The sequence below is a fragment of the Ensifer sp. EB106-05-01-XG146 genome (genome assembly GCF_058791875.1).
Genome location: NZ_JBYTDX010000001.1, coordinates 3758929 through 3782500, shown reverse-complemented (window position 1 = coordinate 3782500; position 23572 = coordinate 3758929). Strand labels below are relative to the sequence as shown.

The following is a 23572-nucleotide window of genomic DNA, read 5'->3' as shown; positions in this document are numbered from 1 at the left end:
CTGGCCTTGCCGCCGCGGCTGGCGGCAATGGCGGTTGCCGCGGCCGAAGAGGGACAGGCGGAAACCGCGTGTCTCTTGGCGGTGATGCTGACCGAACAGGGCTTGGGCGGTAACAGCGTCGATCTCGAGGACCGGGTGCGCCGCTTCCGTCAGGAGCGTGGCGACCGCGCCGACGCCTCGCGCAATCTGGCGCGGCGCATGGCGGCCGAGCTGAAGGGCGCGCCGAAATCGAGCGAACCGATCCAGCCGGGTGCCCTGCTGATGCACGCCTTTCCCGACCGCATCGCGCTGCAGCGCGGTGGCCGCGGCCGATTCGTCATGGCGAACGGACGGGGCGCCGAGATCCCCGAGACGGAGCGGCTGGCGGCGGCTTCCATGCTCGTCATCGCCGACCTGACCGGCCGCGCCGGCGGCCAGCGCGTGCTGGCGGCGGCAGAGCTGACGCGCGCCGAGGTCGAGGCGCATATGCCCGAGGCGATAACCCGCGAGGACCAGAGCTTTTTCGACAAGGCCAGCCGGCAGGTGCGGGCGCGTCGGGTCACGCGGCTCGGCGCCATCATCTTCGAGGAGGCGCCGCTCACACGACCGACCGGTGAATCGGCGGCGCGGGCACTCGCCGACGGCGTACGCCAGCTCGGCCTTGCCATCCTGCACTTCTCCAAGGAGGCGATGCAGATGCGCGACCGCATCGGCTTCCTCAACCGCTCGATCGGTGAACCCTGGCCGGATGTTTCCGACGAAGCGCTGCTCGACCGTCTCGACGACTGGTTCGTTCCCTTCCAGCACGGCATCACCGCGATTGCCGACATCAAGGCATCCAACCTCTCCGACGGTCTGCTCTCCCTCATTCCACACGAGCGGCAACGGGAACTCGGGCGGCTGGCGCCGACGCATTTCGAGGCGCCGACCGGGCAACGGCACCCGATCCACTACGACGGCGACGAGCCGCTGTTATCGATCCGGGTACAGGAGCTTTTTGGCCTGAAGACCCATCCGGCGATCGGCGATGGGCGGCTGCCGTTGCTGCTCGAGCTGATCTCGCCCGGACATCGGCCGATCCAGACGACGCGCGACCTGCCCGGTTTCTGGGCGGGTTCCTGGCGCGATGTGCGCGCCGACATGCGCGGGCGCTATCCGAAGCATCCCTGGCCCGAGGATCCGGCCAATGCGGCGCCGACGACACGGGCGAAGCCCCGTGGTACATGAGACGAAAGCATCGATCATTGGAATGCAGGCACGAATGACCACTGTTGCGCTCGAACACAACAACGACCAGACCAGCAACCGCAGTCTGCGCCTGCAGACGCTCGTTCGGCTGCGCTGGCTTGCCGTCGGCGGCCAGTCGATCGCCGTCCTCATCACGGCCTTCTGGCTGCAGTTTCCTCTGCCGCTGATTTCCTGCCTGGTGCTGATCGCGAGCCTCGCGCTGGTCAACGCCTATGTGACGTTGCGCTATCCGCCGACGCACCGGTTGCAGCCGCCGGCGGCCTTCGCGCTTCTCGGCCTCGATCTCGCGCAGATCACCGGATTGCTGTTCATCACAGGCGGGCTCACCAATCCCTTCGCGCCGCTGCTCTGCGTCCCGGTCATCATTTCCTCTGCGTCGCAGCCGAAGTCACACAGCATCATTCTTGCCGGTTTTGCGGTAATCGCCATCACCGCACTCGCCTTCTCACCCTTTCCGCTGCCCTGGTATCCGGGCACGGTCCTGCTGATGCCGCGGGTGCTGACCGCCGGCATCTGGTTTGCGATCGTCTCGATGACCGCCTTTGCCGCCTTCTATACCTACCGCGTGTCGCTGGAAGCGAGTGAGCTGTCGGAAGCGCTGACGGCGACCGAACTGGTGCTTCAGCGGGAAAAGCACCTGTCGCAGCTCGATGGGCTTGCGGCAGCGGCAGCCCATGAACTCGGCACGCCGCTTGCGACCATCAGCGTCGTCGCCAAGGAGATGGAACGCGAACTCGGCGACGATCCGCGCTTCGGGGAGGACGTGCATCTGCTGCGCAGCCAGAGCGAACGCTGCCGCGATATCCTGAAGCGGCTGACGACGCTGTCCTCCGAGAGCGAGGAGCACATGCGGCTTTTGCCGCTGTCGTCGCTGATCGAAGAGGTGATGGCGCCACATCGCGAGTTCGGCATCCACATCGAGCTCATCGAAAAGGGCGACCGTGCCACGGAGCCGGTCGGCAACCGCAATGCCGGCATTCTCTATGGGCTCGGCAACCTCTTGGAAAACGCCGTCGACTACGCCAAGAAACAGGTGACCGTAACCGTCGAGCACACGGCGGATCGGGTTCGCGTCACGATCGCCGACGATGGTGACGGTTTCGCGCCCGATATCCTGCAGCGGATCGGCGAACCCTATGTGACACGCAGGCAGAAGGATGACAGCGCCGGCGGCCTCGGGCTCGGGCTCTTTATCGCAAAGACGCTGCTCGAACGCTCGGGCGCGCGCCTGCGCTTCGAGAATGGCGGGCCGGAGAGGCCGGGCGCCCGGGTCAGCGTCGAATGGCCGCGCGCCCTGATGGATACGAAACTGGCGAAATGACATTTCGCAGTTTATTGAACGAGGCAGAAACCTATAATCTCGGCGAAAGCGTTCCGTTTTTGCCCAAGGATTGCGAGAATGACCGACAAATCGACAGCTTCGCCCAGCACCACCGCACAGGACGCCGAACTGATCGGACCGGACCGCACCCTGTTGCTCGTCGATGACGACGCACCCTTTCTCAGGCGGTTGGCCCGCGCCATGGAAGCCCGTGGCTTTTCGGTCGACATCGCCGAATCGGTCGCGGAAGGCATCGCCAAGGCCAAGGGCAACCCGCCGAAATATGCGGTCATCGACCTCAGGCTCGGCGACGGCAGCGGCCTCGACGTGATCGAAGCGATCCGCGGACGGCGCGACGACACGCGCATGATCATGCTGACCGGCTACGGCAACATCGCCACCGCCGTGAACGCGGTGAAGCTCGGCGCGGTCGACTATCTCGCCAAGCCTGCCGATGCCGACGACATCTTTGCCGCGCTCGTGCAGCGCCAGGGCGAACGCGTCGAGCCGCCGGAAAACCCGATGTCGGCCGATCGCGTGCGGTGGGAACATATTCAGCGCGTCTATGAAATGTGCGAGCGCAACGTCTCGGAAACGGCGCGCCGGCTCAACATGCATCGCCGCACGCTGCAGCGCATTCTCGCCAAGCGCGCGCCGAAGTAAGCAATCAACTTCCACGACCGGCGCACAACCGCTGTTCCGGTCGCTTTTCCCCGCGGGATCAGTCGCGACCGCCGGAGAGGATGTCGCCGATCGAATCACCGAGTTCGCCGTTGCGCTCGGCCGCCCATTCGGCAAGCATCAGCCGTTGTGCTGCCGTACGGGCAAAGAGTTGCAGCACCGACTTGCGTGTCGCCGGCGGCAGCCTGTGTTCGGGCGCCTCGCGAACGATGTGGCCTTCATAACCGTCAGACAGCAGCAGTCCGCAGTCCTCCGGAAAGATGTCCAGTGGCACGGCGGCATGGGTGGCGAAGAACAGCCGGTCGCAGTGCTGTCTGTAGTCCGGCCATTTGCGGTCGACGCGAAAGTCCTCGATCGAGGTTTTGATCTCGACGATCCAGATCTCGCCCTTCGCCGACAAGGAGATCAGATCGGCACGCCGTCCACTCGCCAAAGTCAATTCCGGCAGGACCGAATGGCGCAGTTCGGCGAACAGACGCTGCACACCGCGGCGCACCATCATCGCGCGATTCGATTGGCGACCGTCGATCAAGGGGTTGTCGCCATGGATGGAGAGGATCGTCATGCGTCCGGTGTCCCTTTGAGCCGGTCATTTTGTTGCAAAAAAACAAGGGTCATGGAATTTGCACTTTTCAGCCAAATTGTGGCCGCGCAATCTCTTGCATAGCTCAAACTAATCGAAAATAACCGTAGTCACTGTTGGTCGCGGCGACCCAGTTTTTACTTCGCTTCTTTTTAAGAGACTCCCATGCGCTTCCGCAATGCCTTCCTCTTGTGCAGCCTCGCGGCGACACTCGCCGTTGCCGGCTGCTCGACGACCTCGTCCAAGCCCGAAACGGCTGCGAACGAACCCGCGCCCGCAACGGTACAGGTTGCTACGAATCAGATCTTTAACGGCGATTATGGCGCAGTTGAGGATCACGGTTACGCGCTGCCGGCCATTCCGATCAGCAAGGTCGATACCCGTTTCCATCGCCAGATCGTCGATTACGCCACCAGCGAGCGCCCCGGAACGATCGTCGTCAACACGCCGAATCGCTTCCTCTACTACGTGCTGCCGGGCGGCAAGGCCGTTCGTTACGGCATCGGCGTCGGCAAGGCTGGTTTTGCATGGGAAGGCGAAGCCTATATTGCCTGGAAGCAGGAATGGCCGATGTGGCATCCGCCGAAGGAAATGGCGGAACGCAAGCCGGAAGTCGCCAAGTACGTCGAAGATGGCATGGGTCCCGGCCTCAAGAACCCGCTTGGCGCCCGCGCGCTCTACCTCTTCAATGACCAGGGCAAGGATACACTGTTCCGTCTGCACGGCACGCCGGAATGGTCCTCGATCGGTACCGCCGCTTCGTCCGGCTGCATCCGCCTGATCAACCAGGACATCATCGACCTCTATTCGCGCGTTCGCCCCGGCAAGAGCGCCCGCGTCGTCGTCCAGCAGTAATCGAATCAGATCGACACTGACAAAGCCGCCGACTCTGTCGGCGGCTTTTTTCGTTCGTGCTCACGTCACCCAACTTCCGAGCGAAAGCCGCAAGCAGGCACACCATCGACGCAAAGTTGCCGTCCTGATTCGCGCTCAAATCAGGGTCGCGGAATATGTCCCTGCCCGCTCGGAAAGTTCAATTTCGACTTAAATTCAGTCGCTTATTAAGTAAGCGTTATCTAAATAATCGAAACAGTGTGCCCACGAAATTCCGCTCGGGAGGGACTGGCATGCTGATCAAGACCAAGCTTATCGGCGCAATCGCGCTTCTATCATCCATCGCTATCGGCATCGCTATTCACAGCCAGAGCACGCTGTCGGAAACCAGCGACATGATGGACGCGGTCTACGCCGATCGCATTGTGCCGCTGAAGAACCTGAAGGCGACTTCCGACGCCTTTGCGGTCTCGATCGTCGATGCTGCCCATAAGGTGCGCAATGGCAACGAATCGATGGAGAGCGGGCTTGCCTCGGTCAATGCCGCACGGGAAACGATCAAGTCAAACTGGGATGCCTATGCGGCGACCTCGATGACCGACGAGGAACGGAACCTCGTCGACAATGCACGAAGCCAGATGGTCGTTGCGATGGATTCGATCACGGCACTCACGCAAATCCTCTCGGCCAAGGACCAGAAGGCTCTTGACGCCTTCGTGCGCGACAAGCTCTACGCTACGATCGATCCGCTGACGGCCACGATCTCCGAGATTTCGGACCTGCAGGTCGAACTTTCGGGTACGGCCTTCGAGGCCAAGCATCACGAGTTCGAAACCGTACAGACACTCAACATTGGGATCATCGTTCTCGTCGTGGCGCTTGCTGCCGGCACCCTGCTTGTGGTGCTGCGCGGCGTCGTCGGACCGCTCGCCCGCCAGATCGCCGCCATGCGCCGGCTGATCGACGGCCACGTTGAAGATGCCGACGAGCCGGTGCGCGGCAAGGACGAGATCGCCGAAATGGCCCGCGCCATTCAATCCTTCCGCGTGGCGGCGCGCTCGAATCTTCGGCTGCAGGCGGAGGCCGAGGAGAACCGCCGCAACGGCGAGGCCGAACGTGTCCGCGTCCAGAAGGCGGCGGAGCAGGCGGCGCAGGAAAAGCTGACGCAGGCGACCGCCGGACTTGCCGGCGGCCTGCAGCGGCTGGCCAACGGCGATCTCGCCGTTCAGCTACATGAGCCGTTCGCCGCCGAGTTCGAACAATTGCGGCACGACCTCAACAAGGCGGCCGCGCAGTTGAACGATGCGCTTCTCGCCGTTGCCGACAGCGCCCAAAACATCGGCATGGGCACGCGCGAAATCAGCCAGAGCGCCGACGACCTGTCCAAGCGCACCGAACAGCAGGCCGCGTCTCTCGAGGAAACGGCCGCGGCGCTCGATCAGATCACCGCCAATGTCAGCAATTCCTCAAGACGGACGGAGGAGGCACGCGACATCGCCGGCGAGGCGAAGACCAGCGCGGCCCAATCCGCCGTCGTCGTCGCCAACGCGGTGGAAGCCATGCGTCGGATCGAGGAATCCTCCAGCCAGATTTCCAGCATTATCGGCGTCATCGACGAGATCGCCTTCCAGACAAACCTCTTGGCGCTGAATGCCGGCGTGGAAGCAGCGCGGGCCGGCGAAGCGGGAAAGGGCTTCGCCGTCGTGGCCCAGGAGGTGCGCGAGCTCGCCCAGCGCTCGGCGAAGGCTGCGAAAGAAATCAAGGATCTCATCCGTACATCGAGCCGGGAGGTCGAGAACGGCGTGCACCTGGTGCGCGACACCGGCGAGGCGCTGCAGACGATCGAGGCGCATGTGATCACGATCAACGAACACATGGCGGCGATCGCCACCTCCGCCCGCGAACAGTCGGTGGGATTGAGCGAAGTCAACACCGCCGTCAACCAGATGGACCAGGTAACGCAGCGGAACGCAGCGATGGTTGAGGAAGCCAATGCGGCCTCCGCGACGCTGGCGCAGGAAGGCACGAACCTGCGCAACCTGATCGACCGCTTCACGCTCGCCGGCGAGGCCCAGCCAAAGGGCAGGCCGATGGCGCCTGCCCCGGCAGTCGCCGCAACCACGCGTGACCAGGGACGTCCTCAGCCGGTACGCCGACCAGCCCCCTATGCCACCCACGGCAATGCCGCACTCGCAACGGACGGCTGGGCGGAGTTTTAGAGCGGCACGGGCTGCGATCGTGTCTGGAAGCCCGGACCACCGCTGAAACGAAAGAGCCGTGCGTTCATGTGAACGCACGGCTCTTTCCCAATACCCCGACTTCGGTGGCGAATCAGGCGGCGTTGCGCGCCTTCAGCTCCAGGCGGCGGCGGTGCAGGACCGGCTCGGTGTAGCCGTTCGGCTGCTCGCGGCCCTTGAGGACGAGTTCGACGGCGGCCTGGAAGGCAATCGAACGGTCGAAATTGCCGGCCATCGCGACGTAGAGCGGATCATCGGCGTTCTGACTGTCGACGACTGCCGCCATGCGCTTCATCGTCTCGACGACCTGGGCCTCGGTGACGACGCCATGATGCAGCCAGTTGGCCATATGCTGGGCGGAGATGCGCAGCGTCGCACGGTCTTCCATCAGGCCGACATTGTTGATGTCGGGAACCTTCGAGCAGCCGACGCCCTGATCGACCCAGCGCACGACGTAGCCGAGGATGCCTTGCGCGTTGTTGTCGAGTTCGCGCTGGATTTCCTCGGACGTCCAGTTCGGACGGACGGCGACCGGCACGGACAGGATATCGGAGAGCTTGGCGCGGGCGCGGCTCTTCAGGCTCGCCTGGACTTCGGCGACATTGACGCGGTGGTAGTGGGTCGCGTGCAGAGTGGCCGCCGTCGGCGACGGCACCCAGGCGGTGTTGGCGCCGGCCTTCGGGTGGGCGATCTTCTGTTCGAGCATCGCCGCCATCAGATCGGGCATCGCCCACATGCCCTTGCCGATCTGGGCGTGACCGGACAGGCCACATTCAAGCCCGATGTCGACGTTCCAGTTTTCATAGGCGCCGATCCAGGCTGCCTGCTTCATGTCGCCCTTGCGGATCATCGGGCCGGCTTCCATGGAGGTGTGCATCTCGTCGCCAGTGCGATCGAGGAAGCCGGTGTTGATGAAGACGACGCGCTCGCGGGCCGCGCGGATGCATTCCTTGAGGTTGACCGTCGTGCGGCGCTCCTCGTCCATGATGCCCATCTTCATGGTGTTGGCGGGCATGCCGAGCGCCTTTTCGACACGGGCGAAAATCTCGCTGGCGAAGGCGACTTCCTCGGGGCCATGCATCTTCGGCTTGACGACATACATGGAACCCTCGCGGGAGTTCATGCGGCGACCGCCGTTGCCGACATCGTGGAGGGCAATCAGCGCCGTCACCATCGCGTCCATGATGCCCTCGGGCACTTCCTTGCCGTCGCGGTCAAGGATAGCCGGATTCGTCATGAGGTGGCCGACGTTGCGGACCAGCATCAGCGAGCGGCCGGGAAGGGAAAGCGTGCCGCCGGCAGTTGCCGTGTAAACGCGGTCGGCATTGAGACGACGGGTAAAGGTCTTGCCGCCCTTGGCAACCTCTTCTTCGAGGTCGCCCTTCATCAGGCCGAGCCAGTTGCGGTAGACGACGACCTTGTCTTCGGCATCGACGGCGGCGACCGAATCTTCGCAGTCCATGATCGTGGTGATCGCCGATTCGAGAATGACGTCGGCGATGCCCGCCGGATCTTCCTTGCCGATCGGCGTGGTGGCGTCGAGGACGACGATCGCATGCAGATTGTTGTGCCGGAGAACGATCTCGAAGCGCGCACCTTCAGCCCCGGAATAGCCGGCGAATTGAGCGGCGTTGCGCAGTGCAGTGCTCGAACCATCCTTGAGACCAATCGCCAGCGCACTGCCAGCAACCTTCAGGGAAGTAACGTCCGCCCAGCTTCCATTCGCCAGCGGCGCACTGGCGTCGAGGAAGTTTCGCGCCCAGGCGATGACCTTGGCGCCGCGCTTCGGATTGTAGCCGCGGCCCTTCTCGGCGCCATCAGCGTCCGAAATCGCGTCCGTGCCGTAGAGCGCATCGTAGAGCGAGCCCCAGCGTGCATTGGCGGCGTTCAGCGCATAGCGCGCATTCATGACCGGAACGACGAGCTGGGGGCCGGCGATCGTCGCGATCTCCGGATCGACGTTGGCGGTCGAAACGCTGAACTCGCCACCCTCGGGCAGCAGGTAGCCGATATCGCGCAGGAAGGCCTGATAGGTCTCCATATCGCTGGGGGCGCCGTTCTGCTTGTACCAGGCGTCGAGCTTGGCCTGCAGGTCGTCGCGCTTGGCGAGCAGCGCCCGGTTCTTCGGCGCCAGATCGTGCACGAGGGCGGAAAGCTCAGCAAAGAAGTGCTCTGCATCGACGCCGGTGCCCGGCATCGCCTCTTCCATCAGGAAGCGATGGAGGTCCGCATCAATCTTCAATCCATACGTCTCAATGCGGTCCATCTGCCAACTCCTTGAAATAGACGTAAGGAGCGCCACCGATCCGAACGGATGCGATGAAAACGCCCCAACATGTTGATCTTGCGCCTGAAGCGGGTCTCGGACCAGCCCATGCGCAATACGCGCGTGAAACGGCCGCAGTTTCTCACCAATTCATTCCCTGTCAATTCTGCAAGGATGCGAAGAATTGTTTCCGAAACGGAAAAGATCAGCCGTGCGCGATGCGCGGCCGGCCGCTGGCGGACGCAATGAACCGGGCCTCGATCAGCTTGGGGCTGCCCTCGACCTCCGGCGCGTCGATTTCCTCGCGCAGCAACGACGCGGGATCATCGGCACCGTTGGTGCGCGCCGCCTCCAGAGCTGCGGTCTCGGCCCGTCGGCGCGCGGCACCAAAAGCCTTTTCCTGATCGAGAAAGCGTTCGCTGGCCCCGGCCCCGTTGACGACAAAAATGCCCTCCTCCGGCATCGTCACGAAAACGGTGACGGTGGCGCTTACCTGGCCGACCACGGCGCCGACGGCATTGGCGACGCCGGCCTCCTCGGGAATGGCGGCTTCGGTTCCGAGCATCTCGGCAATAGCCGGGTAATAAACCGGCGCCGAAGCACCAAGACCGACGAGCGGACGATCGAGACCAAGCGAGAACCGGACGATGCCGGGCGTCCGGGTCAGCGCACGATCGACGGCCTGCGATACGGCGGGATCGATCGCGCCGGCGCCGTCCTCGCCGAGGCAGGCCTGCAGGATGACCTCGGAGGATTGCCGCGTCAGCCGATCGACGATCATCTGCGCCAGCGCCTGTGGAGAAGAAGCAATCGGCTGGCCGGAGCCGTCGCGGGTCCGGGCCGTAAGCTGAATGCCAAGCTCGGCCGCTTCGAGGTTCCATTGCGACTGCCGGCCGAGCACATGCATGGCGTCGGACGGCGTCAGACCGCAGATATGGACGAGCCCCCGGGCCACCAAACGATCGAGCGTCGCCTTCTGTGGCGTCGAGACGAGCAGCGTTTCAAGCGAGACGGGGACGCTACCGATGCGCTCGTAGAGCGCCTGCTCCTGTGGTTGCAGGCCGCTTGCCAGATGATCCGGCAGGCCGGTACGCACAGCAAAGCGCCCATTGTTGCGCCCGGTGTGCTGGGCGCGCATCTGTTTTTCCAGCACCGAGATGACGGCGTCGCCGTGGAGCGCTGCGGCGAGGCTCAGCGGCATCAGCCGGCGCGGACCGAGATCGATCTTCGCCTTGAGGCCGCGATCGTTGATGCGCACTTCCGAATCACCGCCAAGGCCGTAGGTCCGCATCGCAACAGCCTCGACCATGGTGCGGAAGCCACCAACGACGGCGCCTTCGGCATCGAGACGCGGGCGGCCGCCATCGAGCACGGCCACGTCGGTGGTGGTGCCGCCGATATCCGAAACCACGGCGTTGTCGAGGCCGGTCAGATGCCTCGCGCCGACGAGGCTTGCTGCCGGACCGGAGAGGATCGTCTCGATCGGGCGCAGCCGCGCCTCCTCGGCCGAAATCAGCGCACCGTCACCGCGCACCACCATCATTGGCACGTCGATGCCGCGCGCCTTGAGGAACCCTTCGCAGGACCCGATCAGCCGGTCGATCATCGAGACGAGGCGGGCGTTGAGCAGCGTCGTCAAGGCACGGCGCGGCCCGCCGAGTTTCGAGGACAGTTCGTGGCTGCAGGTGACCGGCAGGTGCGAGACCTCGCGGATGCGGTCGCGCACGCGCTTTTCATGATCCGGATTACGAACGGCGAAATAGCCGGCAATGGCGAAGGAGGAGACCTGATCAGCCAGCACCGGCAGGACGGCGTCGAGCTCGCTCATGTCCAGCGGGGTCTCACCGCCATGCACATTGTGCCCGCCCGGCAGGAAGACTACCGGATCCGAGCCGAGCGCTTCCTGCAAACCGTCGCGCTTCAGATCCTCGGGGCCGAAGCCGATCATGACGAGGCCGGCGCGGCCGCCCTGCCCTTCGACCAGCGCATTGGTGGCAAGCGTCGTCGACAGGGAGACCATGCTGATCGCCGAGACCGGCACGCTGGCCTGATCGAGCACCGCTTCGACTGCACCGGAAATGCCGACCGCGAGGTCATGGCGGGTCGTCAGCGCCTTGGCCTTGGCGACCACCCCCTTCGTCTCCGAGAAGAGGGCGGCGTCGGTGTAGGTGCCGCCGGTGTCGATGCCGAGAAGAAAATGGGAGGTCAATTCGCGCAGTCCGGAATTCGGGCGGGGCGCAGAGGCCCCGGGTTCAATGGGGATCGATGCGGTGATATGACATATTTCAAGGGAAAACCATCGTGTCGCGGACATCGGTGATCTATCGAGCGACACAAATGCAGGACGGAGACATAGCGCATGCACCAACGCCACCGTCCTCTCGCCTTTGTTTGGCTGCTTTCGGCTATCTCCCTTGCGCTTCCGACTGGGGCGGCGCGAGCACAGGACGCGGAGGAAGAGGAATACAAGCCGCAGCTGCCCGAAGTCGCGATCTACAAGGCGATGCTCGATGCCAACAAGCAGACCGGCTGGATCCAGTTTCGCGACTATGATGACCGGCAGCTAATCTATTTCACGGCACTGCAGACGATGCATTGCCGGCTATCGGAAATCCGCTACTCGATCAATTCCGACGCACTCGACCAACGCTTCCCGCTGGCCAAGTGCAATCCGCAGCTGCCCTTCAACCTGCCCGGCGACGAGACGGCCGAATATGTCTACATCTCGCTGCCCGCCAAAACGGCGCAAACGCTGACGATCCAGGCGGTCTGGGACGATGGCGCCGGAAGCGAGATCGTGGTTTACAAGCCCTGCGACAATGTCGGCGACGCCACCTGCGCACAGATCAAGACGATCAAGAAGCCGTCGAAAATGCTACAGCAGCCGAAGCCGGCGGATTCTCCGGTGCGTTCCGTTCAGTCACCGATCCCCGGCAAGACCTTCAGCGAGCCGAAACCCTCATCGGCAACCCGCCCCGCGGTTGAGTAGTGAGCCGCTGCACCGGCCAGGGATTGGTTTCCGCGGTCGTATCGAAGCGGTAGCGGTGCATCATCACTGCCAACGCGATCACCGCTTCCTGCAGCGCGAAAGTCGCGCCGATGCAGACGCGCGGTCCGGCACCGAAGGGCAGATACTGGTAGCGGTTCAGCTTCTCTCGGTTTTCCGGCAGGAAACGCTCGGGCATGAACGCGCGCGGCTTATCCCAGTAGAGCACATGGCGATGCAGCGTCCAGGGCATGATCAGTACGGCGATTCCTTTGGGGATGCGCACCCGCTCGCCAGTCGGTGAGGTCCATGCGTCTTCCTCGATCGCCGCGCGATTGATCGACGGCGCCGGCGGATAGAGCCGCATCGCCTCCTCGAAGGCGGCGAGCACATGCGGCATCAGACCGAGCCATTCGACCGGCTCGGCACCGCTTGCCATCGCGGTATCGATCTCGGCTTCCATGATTTCGCGATAGGCCGGCGTGTTGGCAACGCAGTAGAGCGTCCAGGCGAGTGCCCGGGCGGTGGTCTCGTGCCCGGCACCGATGAAGGTCAGGATGTTGTCCTCGATCTCCGCGGTCGAAAGGCCCTGGCTGCCCTCGATCTCCAGAAGCAAGGTCAGGAAATCCTGCGGCGTGCCCTTAGGGTCCTCCGCCATCTTGCGGCGGCGAAGCGCCATGGTCTCCGACACGATCGAGCGGAAGCGGTTCATCACCTTCCTGCCGCCGATGCGGGTCGGGCGCGGGATCCATTCGGGCGCCAGCAGAATGTCCATCGGATCGACGCGGCCCATGCGGTGCAGCAATTCCTCGACGCTCTGGACGAAGCCTTCGCGCTCGACGGCGACCTCACCGGAAAACAGCGTTTCGGCCAGGATGTCGAAGGTCAGTTCCGTCATGTCGTTGGCGACATTGGTGGTAAAGGGAGCTTCCTGGGCTCCGGCATAGCGCTCGACGAACTGCTCCGAACTGCGCAGCATCTGGCCGGCAAAGCCCTTGGCGTGGCGCGGCGTGAACACCGGCGCCATGGCCTTTCGCGAACGCTTCCAGACCTCACCTTCCGCCGTCAGCAGCCCGTCGCGCAGGATGGGCCGCAGAATCAGCCGGCGCACCTTCGACATTTCGTAATTGGCGACGTTATCGACGAGGATATGGCGGATGAGGCCGGGATCGTTGACGATCAGGGTGCGCTGGGTAACGAACTTCGTCTCGATCCAGGGCAGCGTATAGGATGGCTCGCCCCACAGTTCGAGCGGATTGCGCAGCACGGTCCTGATGATCTTCAGGTAGGAAGGAATGCCGACACGGGGAACGGGAGCCGGCGGTTCGAACGGCTCCGGACGCATGTCCATGGTGATTGCCTTTCTCGATTGCCCCAGGATTTCAGGTTTTTACGGCGCAATCAAGGAAAGTGCTTCACGTGAATCACAGCAGGCTTTCGAGTTCCGTCAGCTTGTCGTTGACGAGCCAGCCGTAATAGTTTTCCTCCGGCCATTGCGCCTGACCGCTCTGGATCTTGGCGGCGAGCGCTGCCGCGCGGCCATCCGGATTGCCGACATTATAGAGCGTCGCGGTTACACCGGGGTTGGTCGAAATATCGACCCCTGCGATCGACTTGTAGGCGTCGATCGAGTGACGGATCGAGGCCGCCATATAGGCAAGCGAGACGTCCGGATCCATGATCGCCTCATAGACGCCGGCGGCATTGTTCTCGTCGAGGCGCTCATAGCCCGAGGTCTTTGCCACGATATCGGTCAGCATCAGGGCGGTCAGCGGGTTGATCTGACCAAGGCCGAAGGTCTGGCCGGCGAAGAACGGCTGGAAGAAGACGGCGCTGAAACGGTTGTTCGGGTAGGACTTGCCGCCCACCGATTTGCCGCGGAAGTCGTTGTCCCAGACCCGCTCGCGGCAGCTCCACAGCGCATAGGCGCCCTTCTTGGCGCCGCATTCGGAAAATTGCGGCCGAGCCACGAATTCGGCGACGGTCTCGCCATCGTATCCGAACTGGAAGCTGTTGCCGGCATAGGCAGCCGCCTTGACGTAATAGGACTGCAGCCGATCGTAGGCGTCGACATTGTAGGTGTGTTCGCCGACGATGGCGCCGACCATGTGGATCGGTGCGATGCCATAGGCGCGCGACACGGACTTGATCTTGCTGATCAGCTGCTTGTCGGTGGCTAGCAGATCGCGGACCTTCTCGAACTTGGCATCGAAGGACGTGCGGCCGGCCTTGGTGCGGCGCACGGATGCGCCGGGGATCGCCGGTTGCTCGACGTTGCGGTTGCCCGGCGGAACGTCGGTCGCGGCGAATGACTGGCTTGCGCTCAGGCAAAACGTGGCGATAGCGAGCATGCAGGCGGTGAAACGCACGATCTCTTCTTCCTGTGACTGGTGGAGGCTGCCTCGGTCGGCGGGCCGCTCCTACGCCAAGATCATGTCGGAAAAATGCCCGGACCACGATCGATAACCGCGTCCGTGTTAGAAAAAATGCGGCCGCCTGTCGAGAGACAGGCGGCCTGCGTATTCAGGGTTGCGGGCGTTTGCATGGCCCTACGACCGAAATGTCACAGGATATAGCGAGACAGGTCGGTGTTGGCGGCGAGATCGCCGACATGCTTGCGCACATATTCAGCGTCGATCGTCACCTCGTGGCCGGCGCGGTCCGGCGCATTGAACGAGATCTCGTCCAGCACACGCTCCATCACGGTCTGCAGCCGGCGGGCGCCGATGTTCTCGACCGTGGCGTTCAACTGCACCGCCACGTCTGCAAGCGCATCAATTGCGTCATCCGTGAAGTCGAGCTTGACCTCTTCTGTGTCCAGAAGCGCCTTGTACTGGCGGATGAGGCTCGCCTCGGTTTCCGTCAGGATGCGGCGGAAGTCTTCCTTCGTCAGCGCGCGCAGCTCGACGCGGATCGGCAGGCGGCCCTGCAACTCCGGCAGCAGGTCCGAGGGCTTGGCCACGTGGAAGGCGCCGGACGCGATGAAGAGGATGTGGTCGGTCTTGACTGGCCCATACTTCGTCGCAACGGTCGTGCCTTCGACGAGCGGCAAGAGGTCCCGCTGTACGCCTTCACGCGATACGCCAGCACCCATGCCGCCTTCCCGCGAGGCGATCTTGTCGATCTCGTCGAGGAAGACGATGCCGTCGTCTTCGACTGCTTTCACGGCCTCGCGCTGGATCTGCTCGTTGTCGAGCAGCTTGTCGGACTCGTCGTCGATCAGCATGCCATAGGAGGCCTTGACGGTCGTCTTGACCTTCTTGGTGCGGCCGCCGAGCGCCTTGCCGAACATCTCCGAAAGATTGAGCACGCCGATATTGGCGCCCGGCATGCCCGGGATCTCGAAGCCGCCGCCCGGCGCGCCGGTCTCGGCGATGTCGATCTCGATTTCCTTGTCGTCGAGCTCGTTGGCCCGCAGCTTCTTGCGGAAGCTGTCGCGCGTTGCCGGCGACGCGGTGGCGCCAACCAGTGCATCGAGCACGCGCTCCTCGGCATTCTGGTGCGCCTTTGCCTTGACTTCGGCGCGGCGCTTTTCGCGCACGAGACCGATGCCGACTTCGACGAGGTCACGGATGATCTGCTCGACGTCGCGGCCGACATAGCCGACCTCGGTGAACTTGGTCGCCTCGACCTTGACGAAGGGCGCGCCGGCGAGCTTGGCGAGCCGCCTGGAAATCTCGGTCTTGCCGACGCCGGTCGGTCCGATCATCAGAATGTTCTTCGGCATCACCTCGTCGCGCAGCTCGTCCCCGAGCTGCTGGCGGCGCCAGCGGTTGCGGAGCGCGATCGCCACGGCGCGCTTGGCGTCGTTCTGGCCGATGATGAAACGGTCGAGTTCCGACACGATTTCTCTGGGTGAAAACGTACTCATGTAGTCCTCTCAAACTCGGTCCGCGTCAGCTCCATCAGGAGTGTGCGGCCGGACGTATCAATCCATTCTGCGTAAGGCACGAAGCCGGCCTTGGTGTAGGCGCTGACGGCCCTTCGGTTGCCGGCGTCAGGGTCGATCACGACGCGGGGGGCGCCGGCGGCAAAGAGCCGCCCGGCAAAGGCCCGGACCGCGAGCGATGCGACGCCCCTGCCCGTCAGTTCCGCCGGGCCGATGAAGATGTCGATACCGGGCACATCGGCCGGCATGTCCTTCGCCCAGGGCTCGTCGTCCGGGTACTGGGCCGGCACCCAAGACTGGATGTAGCCCGCCGGCTCGCCGGCCACGTGGAAGATGAAGCCTTCCACTTCTCCTGACGCGCAGCCTTCGCGGATCAGCTCCACTTCCTTGTCCGGGTCGCCCCACCATTGCCGCACATGCGGCTCGCTCAGCCAGGCATGCAGCAGCGGCAGGTGGCTATTGGCCACCGGCACGAAACTGACATGCGCGGGCTCATTGGGCATCCAGTGTCTCCACGACGATATTGTGGTTGGTGTAGACGCAGATGTCGCCGGCGATCTGCAGCGCCCTGCGGGCAATATCCTCGGCCGACTTGTCGCTGTCCATCAGCGCGCGGGCCGCGGCAAAGGCGTAGTTGCCGCCCGATCCGATGGCAATCGTGCCGTGCTCGGGTTCGAGAACGTCGCCGTTGCCGGTGATCGCCAGCGTGATCGACTTGTCGGCCACCAGCATCATCGCTTCGAGATTGCGCAGATACTTGTTGGTGCGCCAGTCCTTGGCGAGCTCGACGGCTGCCCGCATCAGCTGGTCGGGATACTGTTCGAGCTTTGCTTCGAGCCGTTCCAGCAGCGTGAAGGCATCGGCTGTGGCGCCGGCAAAGCCGGCGATCACGTCGCCCTTGGCAAGCCGCCGCACCTTGCGCGCGTTGCTCTTCATCACGGTCTGGCCGAGGCTCACCTGGCCGTCGCCGGCCATCACCACCTTGCCATCCTTGCGTACCGTGATGATGGTCGTCGCATGCATCGTTCCGTAGGGATTGTGTTCGCTCATGAAATTACCCGTAGGCCCCTGATACGCGGGGCATTGCGGCTCGTGACTCGAGCCTGGTTGCTTGAGGCCTATGTAAGTACGGCAGACAGGTTTGCAAATGGCAACAGGCCGCCGGCGCAATCTTCATTCGGCGACTGTCACCGGATGATTCGAATCGACCGCTCAAGTTCTGGATATTTCAGCTTTTGCCTGATAAGGAGCCGCGTCAGCGTATACAGGAGAGCCCGATGGCAGAAGCCACGTCCAGCCGCACCGCAGAGGTTTCGCGAAAGACCAACGAAACCGCGGTATCCGTATCGGTCAACATCGACGGCACCGGAATCGCCAAGATTTCGACCGGCGTCGGTTTCTTCGACCATATGCTGGACCAGCTCGCCCGACATTCGCTGATCGACATGGAGATCAAGACGGACGGCGACCTGCATGTCGACGACCACCATACGGTCGAGGACACCGGCATTGCCATCGGCCAGGCGATTGCCAAGGCGCTTGGCGACCGGCGCGGCATCACCCGCTATGCCTCGCTCGATCTTGCGATGGACGAAACGATGACCCGCGCGGCAGTGGACGTTTCCGGCCGGCCGTTCCTCGTCTGGAACGTGACCTTCACGTCGCCGAAAATCGGCACCTTCGACACGGAACTCGTGCGCGAATTCTTCCAGGCGCTCGCCCAGCATGCCGGGATCACGCTGCATATCCAGAACATCTACGGCGCCAACAACCATCATATCGCCGAGACCTGCTTCAAGTCCGTCGCCCGCGTGCTCCGCACCGCAACCGAAATCGACCCGCGCCAGGCCGGCCGCGTTCCCTCGACCAAGGGGACCCTTGCCTAAGCGGCCAGTCACTGGCTTTGACTCATGGCTTCTTACATGATCCTCACCCCGCCGGGTGCGCGCGCCAACGACGAGCGGGCGCGCTTCGTCGCCGACGGCTTTTCCTGGTGGGCCTTCCTTTTCCCGGCGCTCTGGCTTCTCGCCAAGCGTCAATGGGCAATCGGAATCGCAGTTGCTGTTCTGCAGATCTCGTTAATATTCCTGTCGAACCACGAGAGCGGCTTCTTGCCATCTCTCCTGGCCCAGCTCGCGCTTCGGCTGGTGGTGGCGCTCGAAGGGCCGGTTCTGGTGGCGCGCAGCCTGACGGCCCGTGACTGGACGCTGCGTTCCATCGTGCCGGCGCCCAATCTCGAAGCGGCCGAAGAGATCTATTTCACGAGCCTGGCTTCGAACGAGACCAAGCCCGCCGCCCCCTCCCCGGCCGACTGGACCGTGCGCAAGCCCTCAAGTGGCGGCCCCGGCCTCGGCCTTTTTGATTCCTACGGAGAACGCTGATGCGCGTCGCCATCATCGATTACGGCTCGGGCAATCTGCGCTCGGCCACCAAGGCCTTTGAACGGGCCGCCCACGAAGCCGGCATTGCAGCCGAGATCGACCTTACCGACAAGCCGGAACGGGTGGCGAGCGCCGACCGCATCGTGCTTCCGGGCGTTGGCGCCTATGCCGATTGCCGCCGCGGCCTTGCTGCCGTCGACGGCATGGAGCAAGCGTTGACCGAGGCGGTCGAACAGGCCGGGCGACCCTTCCTCGGCATCTGCGTCGGCATGCAGCTGATGTCGTCGCGCGGACTTGAAAAGACCATCACCCATGGTTTTGGCTGGATCCCCGGCGATGTCGTCGAGATGACGCCCGCCGACACCACACTGAAGATCCCGCAGATCGGCTGGAATACGCTGAAGCTCAAGCGCGAGCACCCGCTGTTTGACGGCATCCGTGTTGGCGAAGCCGGTCTGCATGCCTATTTTGTGCATTCGTACCACCTGGCCGCTGAGAACGCCGCCGACGTGGTCGCCGAGGCCGACTATGGCGGGCCGGTCACGGCCTTCGTCGCCAACGGCAACAAGGCGGGCTCGCAGTTCCACCCGGAAAAGAGCCAGGCGCTTGGCCTTGCCCTCATCTCGAATTTCCTGCGCTGGAAGCCCTGAGCTTTCGCACGACTGATTGGACAGACCCATGATCCTTTTTCCCGCGATCGACCTGAAAGACGGGCAATGCGTGCGCCTGAAGCTTGGCGACATGGACCAGGCGACGGTTTACAACCCCGACCCGGCGGCCCAGGCCCGCGCCTTTGAAGACCAGGGCTTCGAATGGCTGCACGTGGTCGACCTCAACGGCGCCTTTGCCGGTGAGACGGTCAACGGTACCGCCGTTGACGCCATTCTCAAGGCGACCAAAAACCCGGTGCAGCTCGGCGGCGGCATCCGCACGCTCGACCATATCGAAAACTGGCTGTCGCGCGGGCTTGCCCGCGTCATCCTCGGCACTGTCGCTGTCCGTGATCCGGCGCTCGTGATCGAGGCCTGCCGCAAATTCCCCGGCAAGGTCGCCGTCGGCATCGACGCCAAGGGCGGCAAGGTTGCCGTCGAAGGCTGGGCCGAGGCTTCCGAACTCGGCGTGATCGAGCTTGCCAAGAAGTTCGAGGGCGCCGGCGTTTCGGCGATCATCTATACCGACATCGACCGCGACGGCATCCTGACCGGTATCAACTGGGCTTCGACGCTGGAACTGGCGGACGCGGTTTCCATTCCTGTCATCGCATCGGGCGGTCTCGCCTCGATGGACGATATCCGCCGCATGGTCGAGCCGGACGCACGCAAGCTCGAAGGCGCCATCTCCGGCCGCGCGCTCTATGACGGCCGCATCGACCCGCAGGAGGCGCTGGAGCTGATCCGCGCTGCGAGAAAGGCTTGAACCATGACGCTTAAAGCCCGCGTTATCCCCTGCCTCGACGTCAAGGACGGCCGTGTCGTCAAGGGCGTCAACTTCGTCGACCTGATCGACGCCGGTGACCCCGTGGAAGCGGCCCGCGCCTATGACGCTGCCGGCGCCGACGAGCTCTGCTTCCTCGACATCACCGCGTCCTCGGACAATCGCGAGACGATCTTCGACGTCATCGCCCGTACGGCCGAACAGTGCTTCATGCCGCTGACCGTCGGCGGCGGCGTGCGCCAGGTTTCCGACATCCGCAAGCTGCTTCTGGCCGGCGCCGACAAGGTGTCAATCAACACGGCTGCGGTAAAGAACCCGGAATTCGTCGCCGAAGCCGCCGACAAGTTCGGCAACCAGTGCATCGTCGTCGCGATCGACGCCAAGAAGGTCTCGACGGATGGCGAAGCGGATCGCTGGGAGATCTTCACCCATGGCGGACGCCAGCCGACCGGCATCGACGCGATCGATTTTGCCCGTCGGGTGGTCGATCTCGGCGCCGGCGAGATCCTTTTGACCTCGATGGACCGTGACGGCACCAAGAGCGGCTATGACATCGCGCTTACCCGCGCCGTCGCCGACGCGGTCCGCGCGCCCGTTATCGCGTCGGGTGGCGTCGGCACACTCGACCACATGGTCGCCGGCATCAAGGACGGTCACGCGACCGCGGTCCTTGCCGCCTCCATCTTCCACTTCGGCACCTATAGCATTGGCGAAACCAAGCGCTATATGGCGGAGCATGGCATCGCCATGCGCCTCGACTGAGCTTCAGGATCTCCCATGGGCGACTTCACACTTTCCGACCTCGAAGCCATCGTCGCGACACGCGCGATGGCGGCGCCGGACGAATCCTGGACGGCAAAACTGGTGGCAAGCGGCCAGCCGAAGGCGGCGAAGAAACTCGGCGAGGAAGCGGTTGAAACCGTGATCGCGGCCATCAGCAACGACCGCGCAAATCTCATCGCCGAAAGCGCCGATCTCCTCTATCATCTAATGGTCGTATTGAAGATCGCCGACGTTCCGTTGCAGGATGTGCTCAACGAACTTCAGCGACGGACCAACCAATCCGGCCTGCAGGAAAAGGCAAATCGGCAGACCCCATGACGATCGCGGCGAAAGACATCGAAGCAGCCGACCTGCCCGACAACCTCCAGAAGCGGGACTACTCGCCCTATCATTTCTTCACCGCCGAGGAATGGTCGCGCTTTCGCGCCGATACGCCGATGACGCTGACGGCCGACGAGGTACAGCGGCTGCGATCGTTGAACGACCCCGTCGATCTCGGCGAGGTCCGGCAGATCTACCTGTCGCTGTCACGCCTGCTTTCGACCCATGTGGAATCGTCGCAGATGCTCTTCGAGCAGCGCAAGCGCTTCCTCAGCATGTCCGAGACGAAGACCCCCTTCGTCATCGGCATTGCCGGATCGGTCGCCGTCGGCAAGTCGACGACGGCCCGTATCCTGGCGCAGCTTCTGGCGCGTTGGCCGTCGAGCCCGAAGGTCGACCTGGTGACAACAGACGGTTTTCTCTATCCGAACGCCGTGCTCCAGCGCGAAAACATGATGGACCGCAAGGGCTTTCCGGAGAGCTACGACGTCGGCGCGCTCCTGCGCTTCCTGTCGGCGATCAAGGCCGGCCAGCCGAACGTCAAGGCGCCCAGCTATTCGCACCTGACCTATGACGTGCTGCCCGACCAGTTCACGGTCATCGACCGGCCAGATATCCTGATCTTCGAAGGCATCAACGTTCTGCAGTCGCGCAACCTGCCGGCCGACGGCAAGATCGTGCCGATGGTCTCGGATTTCTTTGACTTCTCGATCTATATCGATGCCGAGGAGAGCCTGATCCACAGCTGGTACGTCAACCGCTTCATGCGGCTGCGCGAAACCGCGTTCAAGAACCCGGAATCCTACTTCCACCGCTACGCCACGATCAGCGAGGATGCAGCCCGGGCCATTGCCGAGGGATTGTGGCACAACATCAACCTGAAGAACCTGCACCAGAACATCCTGCCGACACGCCCGCGCGCCGACCTGATCCTGCAAAAGGGCCCGAACCATCTGACCGAAAAGGTGGCGCTCAGGAAGCTCTAAGCTTTCGGTGCATCCTCAGGGATTGACGCGGCGGAGTGTCAGATTGACCCGCCCGCCATTCTTCAGCAGCGTCGACGTGCTCGGATAGATCCGGTCGACGCCATGGAAGGCGAGACGCCCTTCCCCACCCAGCACCACGACATCGCCGCTTTCCAGCCGGAAGGACATGGTCTGGCCGCCGCGCGTATTGCCACCCACGCGGAAGAGGCAGCTGTCACCAAGCGAGATCGAGACGACGGCGGTTTCAAGATCGCGCTCGTCGCGATCCTGGTGCAGCCCCATGCGGGCCTCTTCGGAATAGAAGTTTACCAGGCAGGCCTCGGGCGTCTTGCTGCTTGCGGAAACCGCATCCCAGATATCGAGCAGGATCTCCGGCATGACCGGCCAGGGGCGGCCGGTCACCGGATGCTGAGACTGGTAACGATAGCCGCGATCGCGATCCGTGACCCAGCCGAGCGCGCCGCAATTGGTCATGCGCACCGACATGGGTTTGCCAGTCTTCGGCATTTCCGGCACGAACAGCGGCGCTTCGGCAACGACTGACCGAATGGCCTCGACCAGTTGCTCTTGCCGGGCACGATCGAGATAACCCGGAATATGTCTGATCCCTTTCGGGAGCACCTGCATGAGAAGCAGTCCTTATTGTTCCAGGCCGAGAAGTGCCGCCGGCACACCGTAGCGAAGCGGCCAGCCGGCATAGGCCACATCCGTCGGCCCAACGACGTGATCGACCAGGTTCCAGCGGCCATTCTGGAAGCTGACGAGTGCGAACACCGTCAGACCATCCATCATGTCTGCCTCGTCGCGCAACCCGGTTTGCGGCAGGTCGATGGATCCGCCACCCGGCCGTTGCGGCTCGACCTGCATGAAGGCCCAGTTGGGTGCGGCACGCATGGTGGTGACGACGAATTCGACGGGACCGCGCATCTCGGCTTCGACCGCGGGGCGGATCGCGTCGAGGATGGCGGCACGCTCAGTGCTGCCCTTGGCGGGTTCACGGAAAGGCTGCGCCAAAGAACCGCTGGCAAGCCAGAGGCTTGCCAGCGCGGCAACGACGAGAAACCGCCTGAAGGACACGCTCAGGCCGCATCCAGATCCGGAATGCGCAGAACCTGGCCGGGATAGATCTTGTCCGGATGGGTCAGCATCGGCTTGTTGGCTTCGAAGATCACCGTGTGCTTGGCGCCCTTGCCCTTGCCGTACTGCGCCTCGGCAATCTTCCAGAGGTTATCGCCCTTCTTGACCGTATAGAAGACGGGCTCCTTTGCCGGAGCAGGTGCTGCGCCGGCATCGGCGACCTTGAGTTCGGAGGCCTCGACTGCGGACACGCCGAGCGTGTTGCCGACGGCGACGACGGCCTTTTCGAAGACGCTCTGGTCCTTCACGACACCCTTCAGCACGACCTTGTCACCGGCCACTTCGACCTGCACGTCCTTGGTGCCGAGATCGTGGGATGCAAGTTCCTTCTGAACGCTTTCGGCATCCGGAGCATCGTCGTCGCCGCCGATGCCAAGCTTCTTGCCGGCGTTCTTGATAAAGCTGAAAAGACCCATGAATATCTCCAATGAAAGAACGCAAGGGGCAGAACGCCTTGAGTTGGCGGCTTTCCTTGGGTTCGGTTTTGTTCTGACCGGCCTTTTTTG

At 63.4% G+C, this 23572-nt stretch carries 24 protein-coding genes (1 of these 24 cut by a window edge); 13 read left to right on the top strand and 11 right to left on the bottom strand.

Annotation, left to right across the window (positions count from 1 at the left end; all coding sequences use genetic code 11):
• The 3 genes from hrpB to AC3WVQ_RS18565 all read left to right on the top strand — a co-directional run.
• A protein-coding gene (gene hrpB / locus AC3WVQ_RS18575; RefSeq protein ID WP_090302304.1) for an ATP-dependent helicase HrpB crosses the window boundary here: on the top strand, nucleotides 1–1206 show its 3' end. It extends 1254 nt beyond the left edge of the window; only the last 1206 of its 2460 coding nucleotides appear in the window; its start codon lies beyond the left edge, outside the window; its stop codon occupies nucleotides 1204–1206.
• A 34-nt stretch (nucleotides 1207–1240) separates the two neighbouring features.
• Nucleotides 1241–2548 (top strand): ActS/PrrB/RegB family redox-sensitive histidine kinase, encoded by a 1308-nt coding sequence (locus tag AC3WVQ_RS18570; protein ID WP_034802125.1) that lies wholly within the window; start codon nucleotides 1241–1243, stop codon nucleotides 2546–2548.
• 78 nt (nucleotides 2549–2626) lie between these two features.
• Nucleotides 2627–3211, top strand: a complete 585-nt coding sequence (locus AC3WVQ_RS18565) for an ActR/PrrA/RegA family redox response regulator transcription factor (protein WP_034802128.1) — start codon at nucleotides 2627–2629, stop codon at nucleotides 3209–3211.
• A gap of 58 nt (nucleotides 3212–3269) precedes the next feature.
• On the opposite strand, the gene AC3WVQ_RS18560 is transcribed toward AC3WVQ_RS18565, so the two are convergent.
• A complete protein-coding gene (locus AC3WVQ_RS18560) occupies nucleotides 3270–3794 on the bottom strand; it encodes an MmcB family DNA repair protein (protein ID WP_034802131.1) in 525 nt (174 codons plus the stop codon).
• A gap of 183 nt (nucleotides 3795–3977) precedes the next feature.
• Between AC3WVQ_RS18560 and AC3WVQ_RS18555 the strand changes: the two genes are divergently transcribed.
• Nucleotides 3978–4667 carry a L,D-transpeptidase gene (locus tag AC3WVQ_RS18555; protein WP_034802133.1) on the top strand — a complete coding sequence of 230 codons (690 nt, stop codon included), beginning with the start codon at nucleotides 3978–3980 and terminating at the stop codon, nucleotides 4665–4667.
• A 272-nt stretch (nucleotides 4668–4939) separates the two neighbouring features.
• A complete protein-coding gene (locus AC3WVQ_RS18550) occupies nucleotides 4940–6865 on the top strand; it encodes a HAMP domain-containing methyl-accepting chemotaxis protein (protein ID WP_090302300.1) in 1926 nt (641 codons plus the stop codon).
• A gap of 112 nt (nucleotides 6866–6977) precedes the next feature.
• Here the strand turns inward: AC3WVQ_RS18550 and AC3WVQ_RS18545 are convergent, their stop codons facing one another.
• Nucleotides 6978–9149: a malate synthase G gene (locus AC3WVQ_RS18545; protein WP_110819720.1), complete on the bottom strand. Its 2172-nt coding sequence runs from the start codon at nucleotides 9147–9149 to the stop codon at nucleotides 6978–6980.
• A gap of 205 nt (nucleotides 9150–9354) precedes the next feature.
• Nucleotides 9355–11358 carry a hydantoinase/oxoprolinase N-terminal domain-containing protein gene (locus tag AC3WVQ_RS18540; protein WP_110819719.1) on the bottom strand — a complete coding sequence of 668 codons (2004 nt, stop codon included), beginning with the start codon at nucleotides 11356–11358 and terminating at the stop codon, nucleotides 9355–9357.
• Between the two features lie 150 nt (nucleotides 11359–11508).
• Between AC3WVQ_RS18540 and AC3WVQ_RS18535 the strand changes: the two genes are divergently transcribed.
• The gene (locus AC3WVQ_RS18535; RefSeq protein WP_060521557.1) at nucleotides 11509–12138 is read left to right on the top strand and encodes a hypothetical protein; all 630 of its coding nucleotides are present in this window, start codon (nucleotides 11509–11511) and stop codon (nucleotides 12136–12138) included.
• On the opposite strand, the gene AC3WVQ_RS18530 is transcribed toward AC3WVQ_RS18535, so the two are convergent.
• The 5 genes from AC3WVQ_RS18530 to hslV all read right to left on the bottom strand — a co-directional run bounded on the left by AC3WVQ_RS18530 (nucleotide 12092) and on the right by hslV (nucleotide 17074).
• The gene (locus tag AC3WVQ_RS18530) at nucleotides 12092–13486 is read right to left on the bottom strand and encodes a cytochrome P450 (RefSeq protein WP_034802144.1); all 1395 of its coding nucleotides are present in this window, start codon (nucleotides 13484–13486) and stop codon (nucleotides 12092–12094) included. The genes AC3WVQ_RS18535 and AC3WVQ_RS18530 overlap by 47 nt on opposite strands.
• A 73-nt stretch (nucleotides 13487–13559) precedes the next feature.
• Nucleotides 13560–14504, bottom strand: coding sequence for a DUF1402 family protein (locus tag AC3WVQ_RS18525; RefSeq protein ID WP_090428639.1), 945 nt, complete (start codon nucleotides 14502–14504; stop codon nucleotides 13560–13562).
• A 194-nt stretch (nucleotides 14505–14698) separates the two neighbouring features.
• On the bottom strand, nucleotides 14699–16006 hold the full coding sequence (hslU, locus tag AC3WVQ_RS18520) for an ATP-dependent protease ATPase subunit HslU (protein ID WP_034802146.1): 1308 nt from the start codon (nucleotides 16004–16006) through the stop codon (nucleotides 14699–14701).
• Nucleotides 16003–16527: a GNAT family N-acetyltransferase gene (locus AC3WVQ_RS18515; protein ID WP_192373256.1), complete on the bottom strand. Its 525-nt coding sequence runs from the start codon at nucleotides 16525–16527 to the stop codon at nucleotides 16003–16005. Before AC3WVQ_RS18515 ends, hslU begins: the two co-directional genes overlap by 4 nt.
• On the bottom strand, nucleotides 16517–17074 hold the full coding sequence (gene hslV, locus AC3WVQ_RS18510) for an ATP-dependent protease subunit HslV (RefSeq protein ID WP_051659613.1): 558 nt from the start codon (nucleotides 17072–17074) through the stop codon (nucleotides 16517–16519). The genes AC3WVQ_RS18515 and hslV overlap by 11 nt, the downstream gene beginning before the upstream one ends.
• Nucleotides 17075–17301: 227 nt before the next feature.
• Here hslV and hisB point away from each other — a divergent pair, with 227 nt between their 5' ends.
• From hisB to coaA, 7 genes are read left to right on the top strand one after another with little or no spacing between them, the layout of a single operon-like run.
• Nucleotides 17302–17910: an imidazoleglycerol-phosphate dehydratase HisB gene (hisB, locus tag AC3WVQ_RS18505; RefSeq protein WP_034802151.1), complete on the top strand. Its 609-nt coding sequence runs from the start codon at nucleotides 17302–17304 to the stop codon at nucleotides 17908–17910.
• Between the two features lie 24 nt (nucleotides 17911–17934).
• Nucleotides 17935–18405 carry a DUF2628 domain-containing protein gene (locus tag AC3WVQ_RS18500; protein ID WP_060521554.1) on the top strand — a complete coding sequence of 157 codons (471 nt, stop codon included), beginning with the start codon at nucleotides 17935–17937 and terminating at the stop codon, nucleotides 18403–18405.
• Nucleotides 18405–19055, top strand: a complete 651-nt coding sequence (gene hisH / locus AC3WVQ_RS18495) for an imidazole glycerol phosphate synthase subunit HisH (RefSeq protein WP_090302289.1) — start codon at nucleotides 18405–18407, stop codon at nucleotides 19053–19055. Before AC3WVQ_RS18500 ends, hisH begins: the two co-directional genes overlap by 1 nt.
• Nucleotides 19056–19083: 28 nt before the next feature.
• Nucleotides 19084–19821: a 1-(5-phosphoribosyl)-5-[(5-phosphoribosylamino)methylideneamino]imidazole-4-carboxamide isomerase gene (gene hisA, locus AC3WVQ_RS18490; protein WP_060521552.1), complete on the top strand. Its 738-nt coding sequence runs from the start codon at nucleotides 19084–19086 to the stop codon at nucleotides 19819–19821.
• 3 nt (nucleotides 19822–19824) lie between these two features.
• Nucleotides 19825–20601 carry an imidazole glycerol phosphate synthase subunit HisF gene (hisF, locus tag AC3WVQ_RS18485; protein WP_034802161.1) on the top strand — a complete coding sequence of 259 codons (777 nt, stop codon included), beginning with the start codon at nucleotides 19825–19827 and terminating at the stop codon, nucleotides 20599–20601.
• Nucleotides 20602–20616: 15 nt separating this feature from the next.
• Nucleotides 20617–20940: a phosphoribosyl-ATP diphosphatase gene (locus AC3WVQ_RS18480; RefSeq protein ID WP_034802164.1), complete on the top strand. Its 324-nt coding sequence runs from the start codon at nucleotides 20617–20619 to the stop codon at nucleotides 20938–20940.
• A complete protein-coding gene (gene coaA / locus AC3WVQ_RS18475) occupies nucleotides 20937–21929 on the top strand; it encodes a type I pantothenate kinase (protein WP_060521550.1) in 993 nt (330 codons plus the stop codon). Before AC3WVQ_RS18480 ends, coaA begins: the two co-directional genes overlap by 4 nt.
• Nucleotides 21930–21944: 15 nt before the next feature.
• Here the strand turns inward: coaA and AC3WVQ_RS18470 are convergent, their stop codons facing one another.
• From AC3WVQ_RS18470 to lysM, 3 genes are read right to left on the bottom strand one after another with little or no spacing between them, the layout of a single operon-like run.
• Nucleotides 21945–22556: an alpha-ketoglutarate-dependent dioxygenase AlkB gene (locus AC3WVQ_RS18470; RefSeq protein ID WP_060521549.1), complete on the bottom strand. Its 612-nt coding sequence runs from the start codon at nucleotides 22554–22556 to the stop codon at nucleotides 21945–21947.
• A gap of 12 nt (nucleotides 22557–22568) precedes the next feature.
• Nucleotides 22569–23006: a hypothetical protein gene (locus AC3WVQ_RS18465; protein ID WP_252160434.1), complete on the bottom strand. Its 438-nt coding sequence runs from the start codon at nucleotides 23004–23006 to the stop codon at nucleotides 22569–22571.
• 2 nt (nucleotides 23007–23008) lie between these two features.
• Nucleotides 23009–23482 carry a peptidoglycan-binding protein LysM gene (lysM, locus tag AC3WVQ_RS18460; protein WP_034802175.1) on the bottom strand — a complete coding sequence of 158 codons (474 nt, stop codon included), beginning with the start codon at nucleotides 23480–23482 and terminating at the stop codon, nucleotides 23009–23011.
• Nucleotides 23483–23572 lie beyond the last annotated feature (90 nt).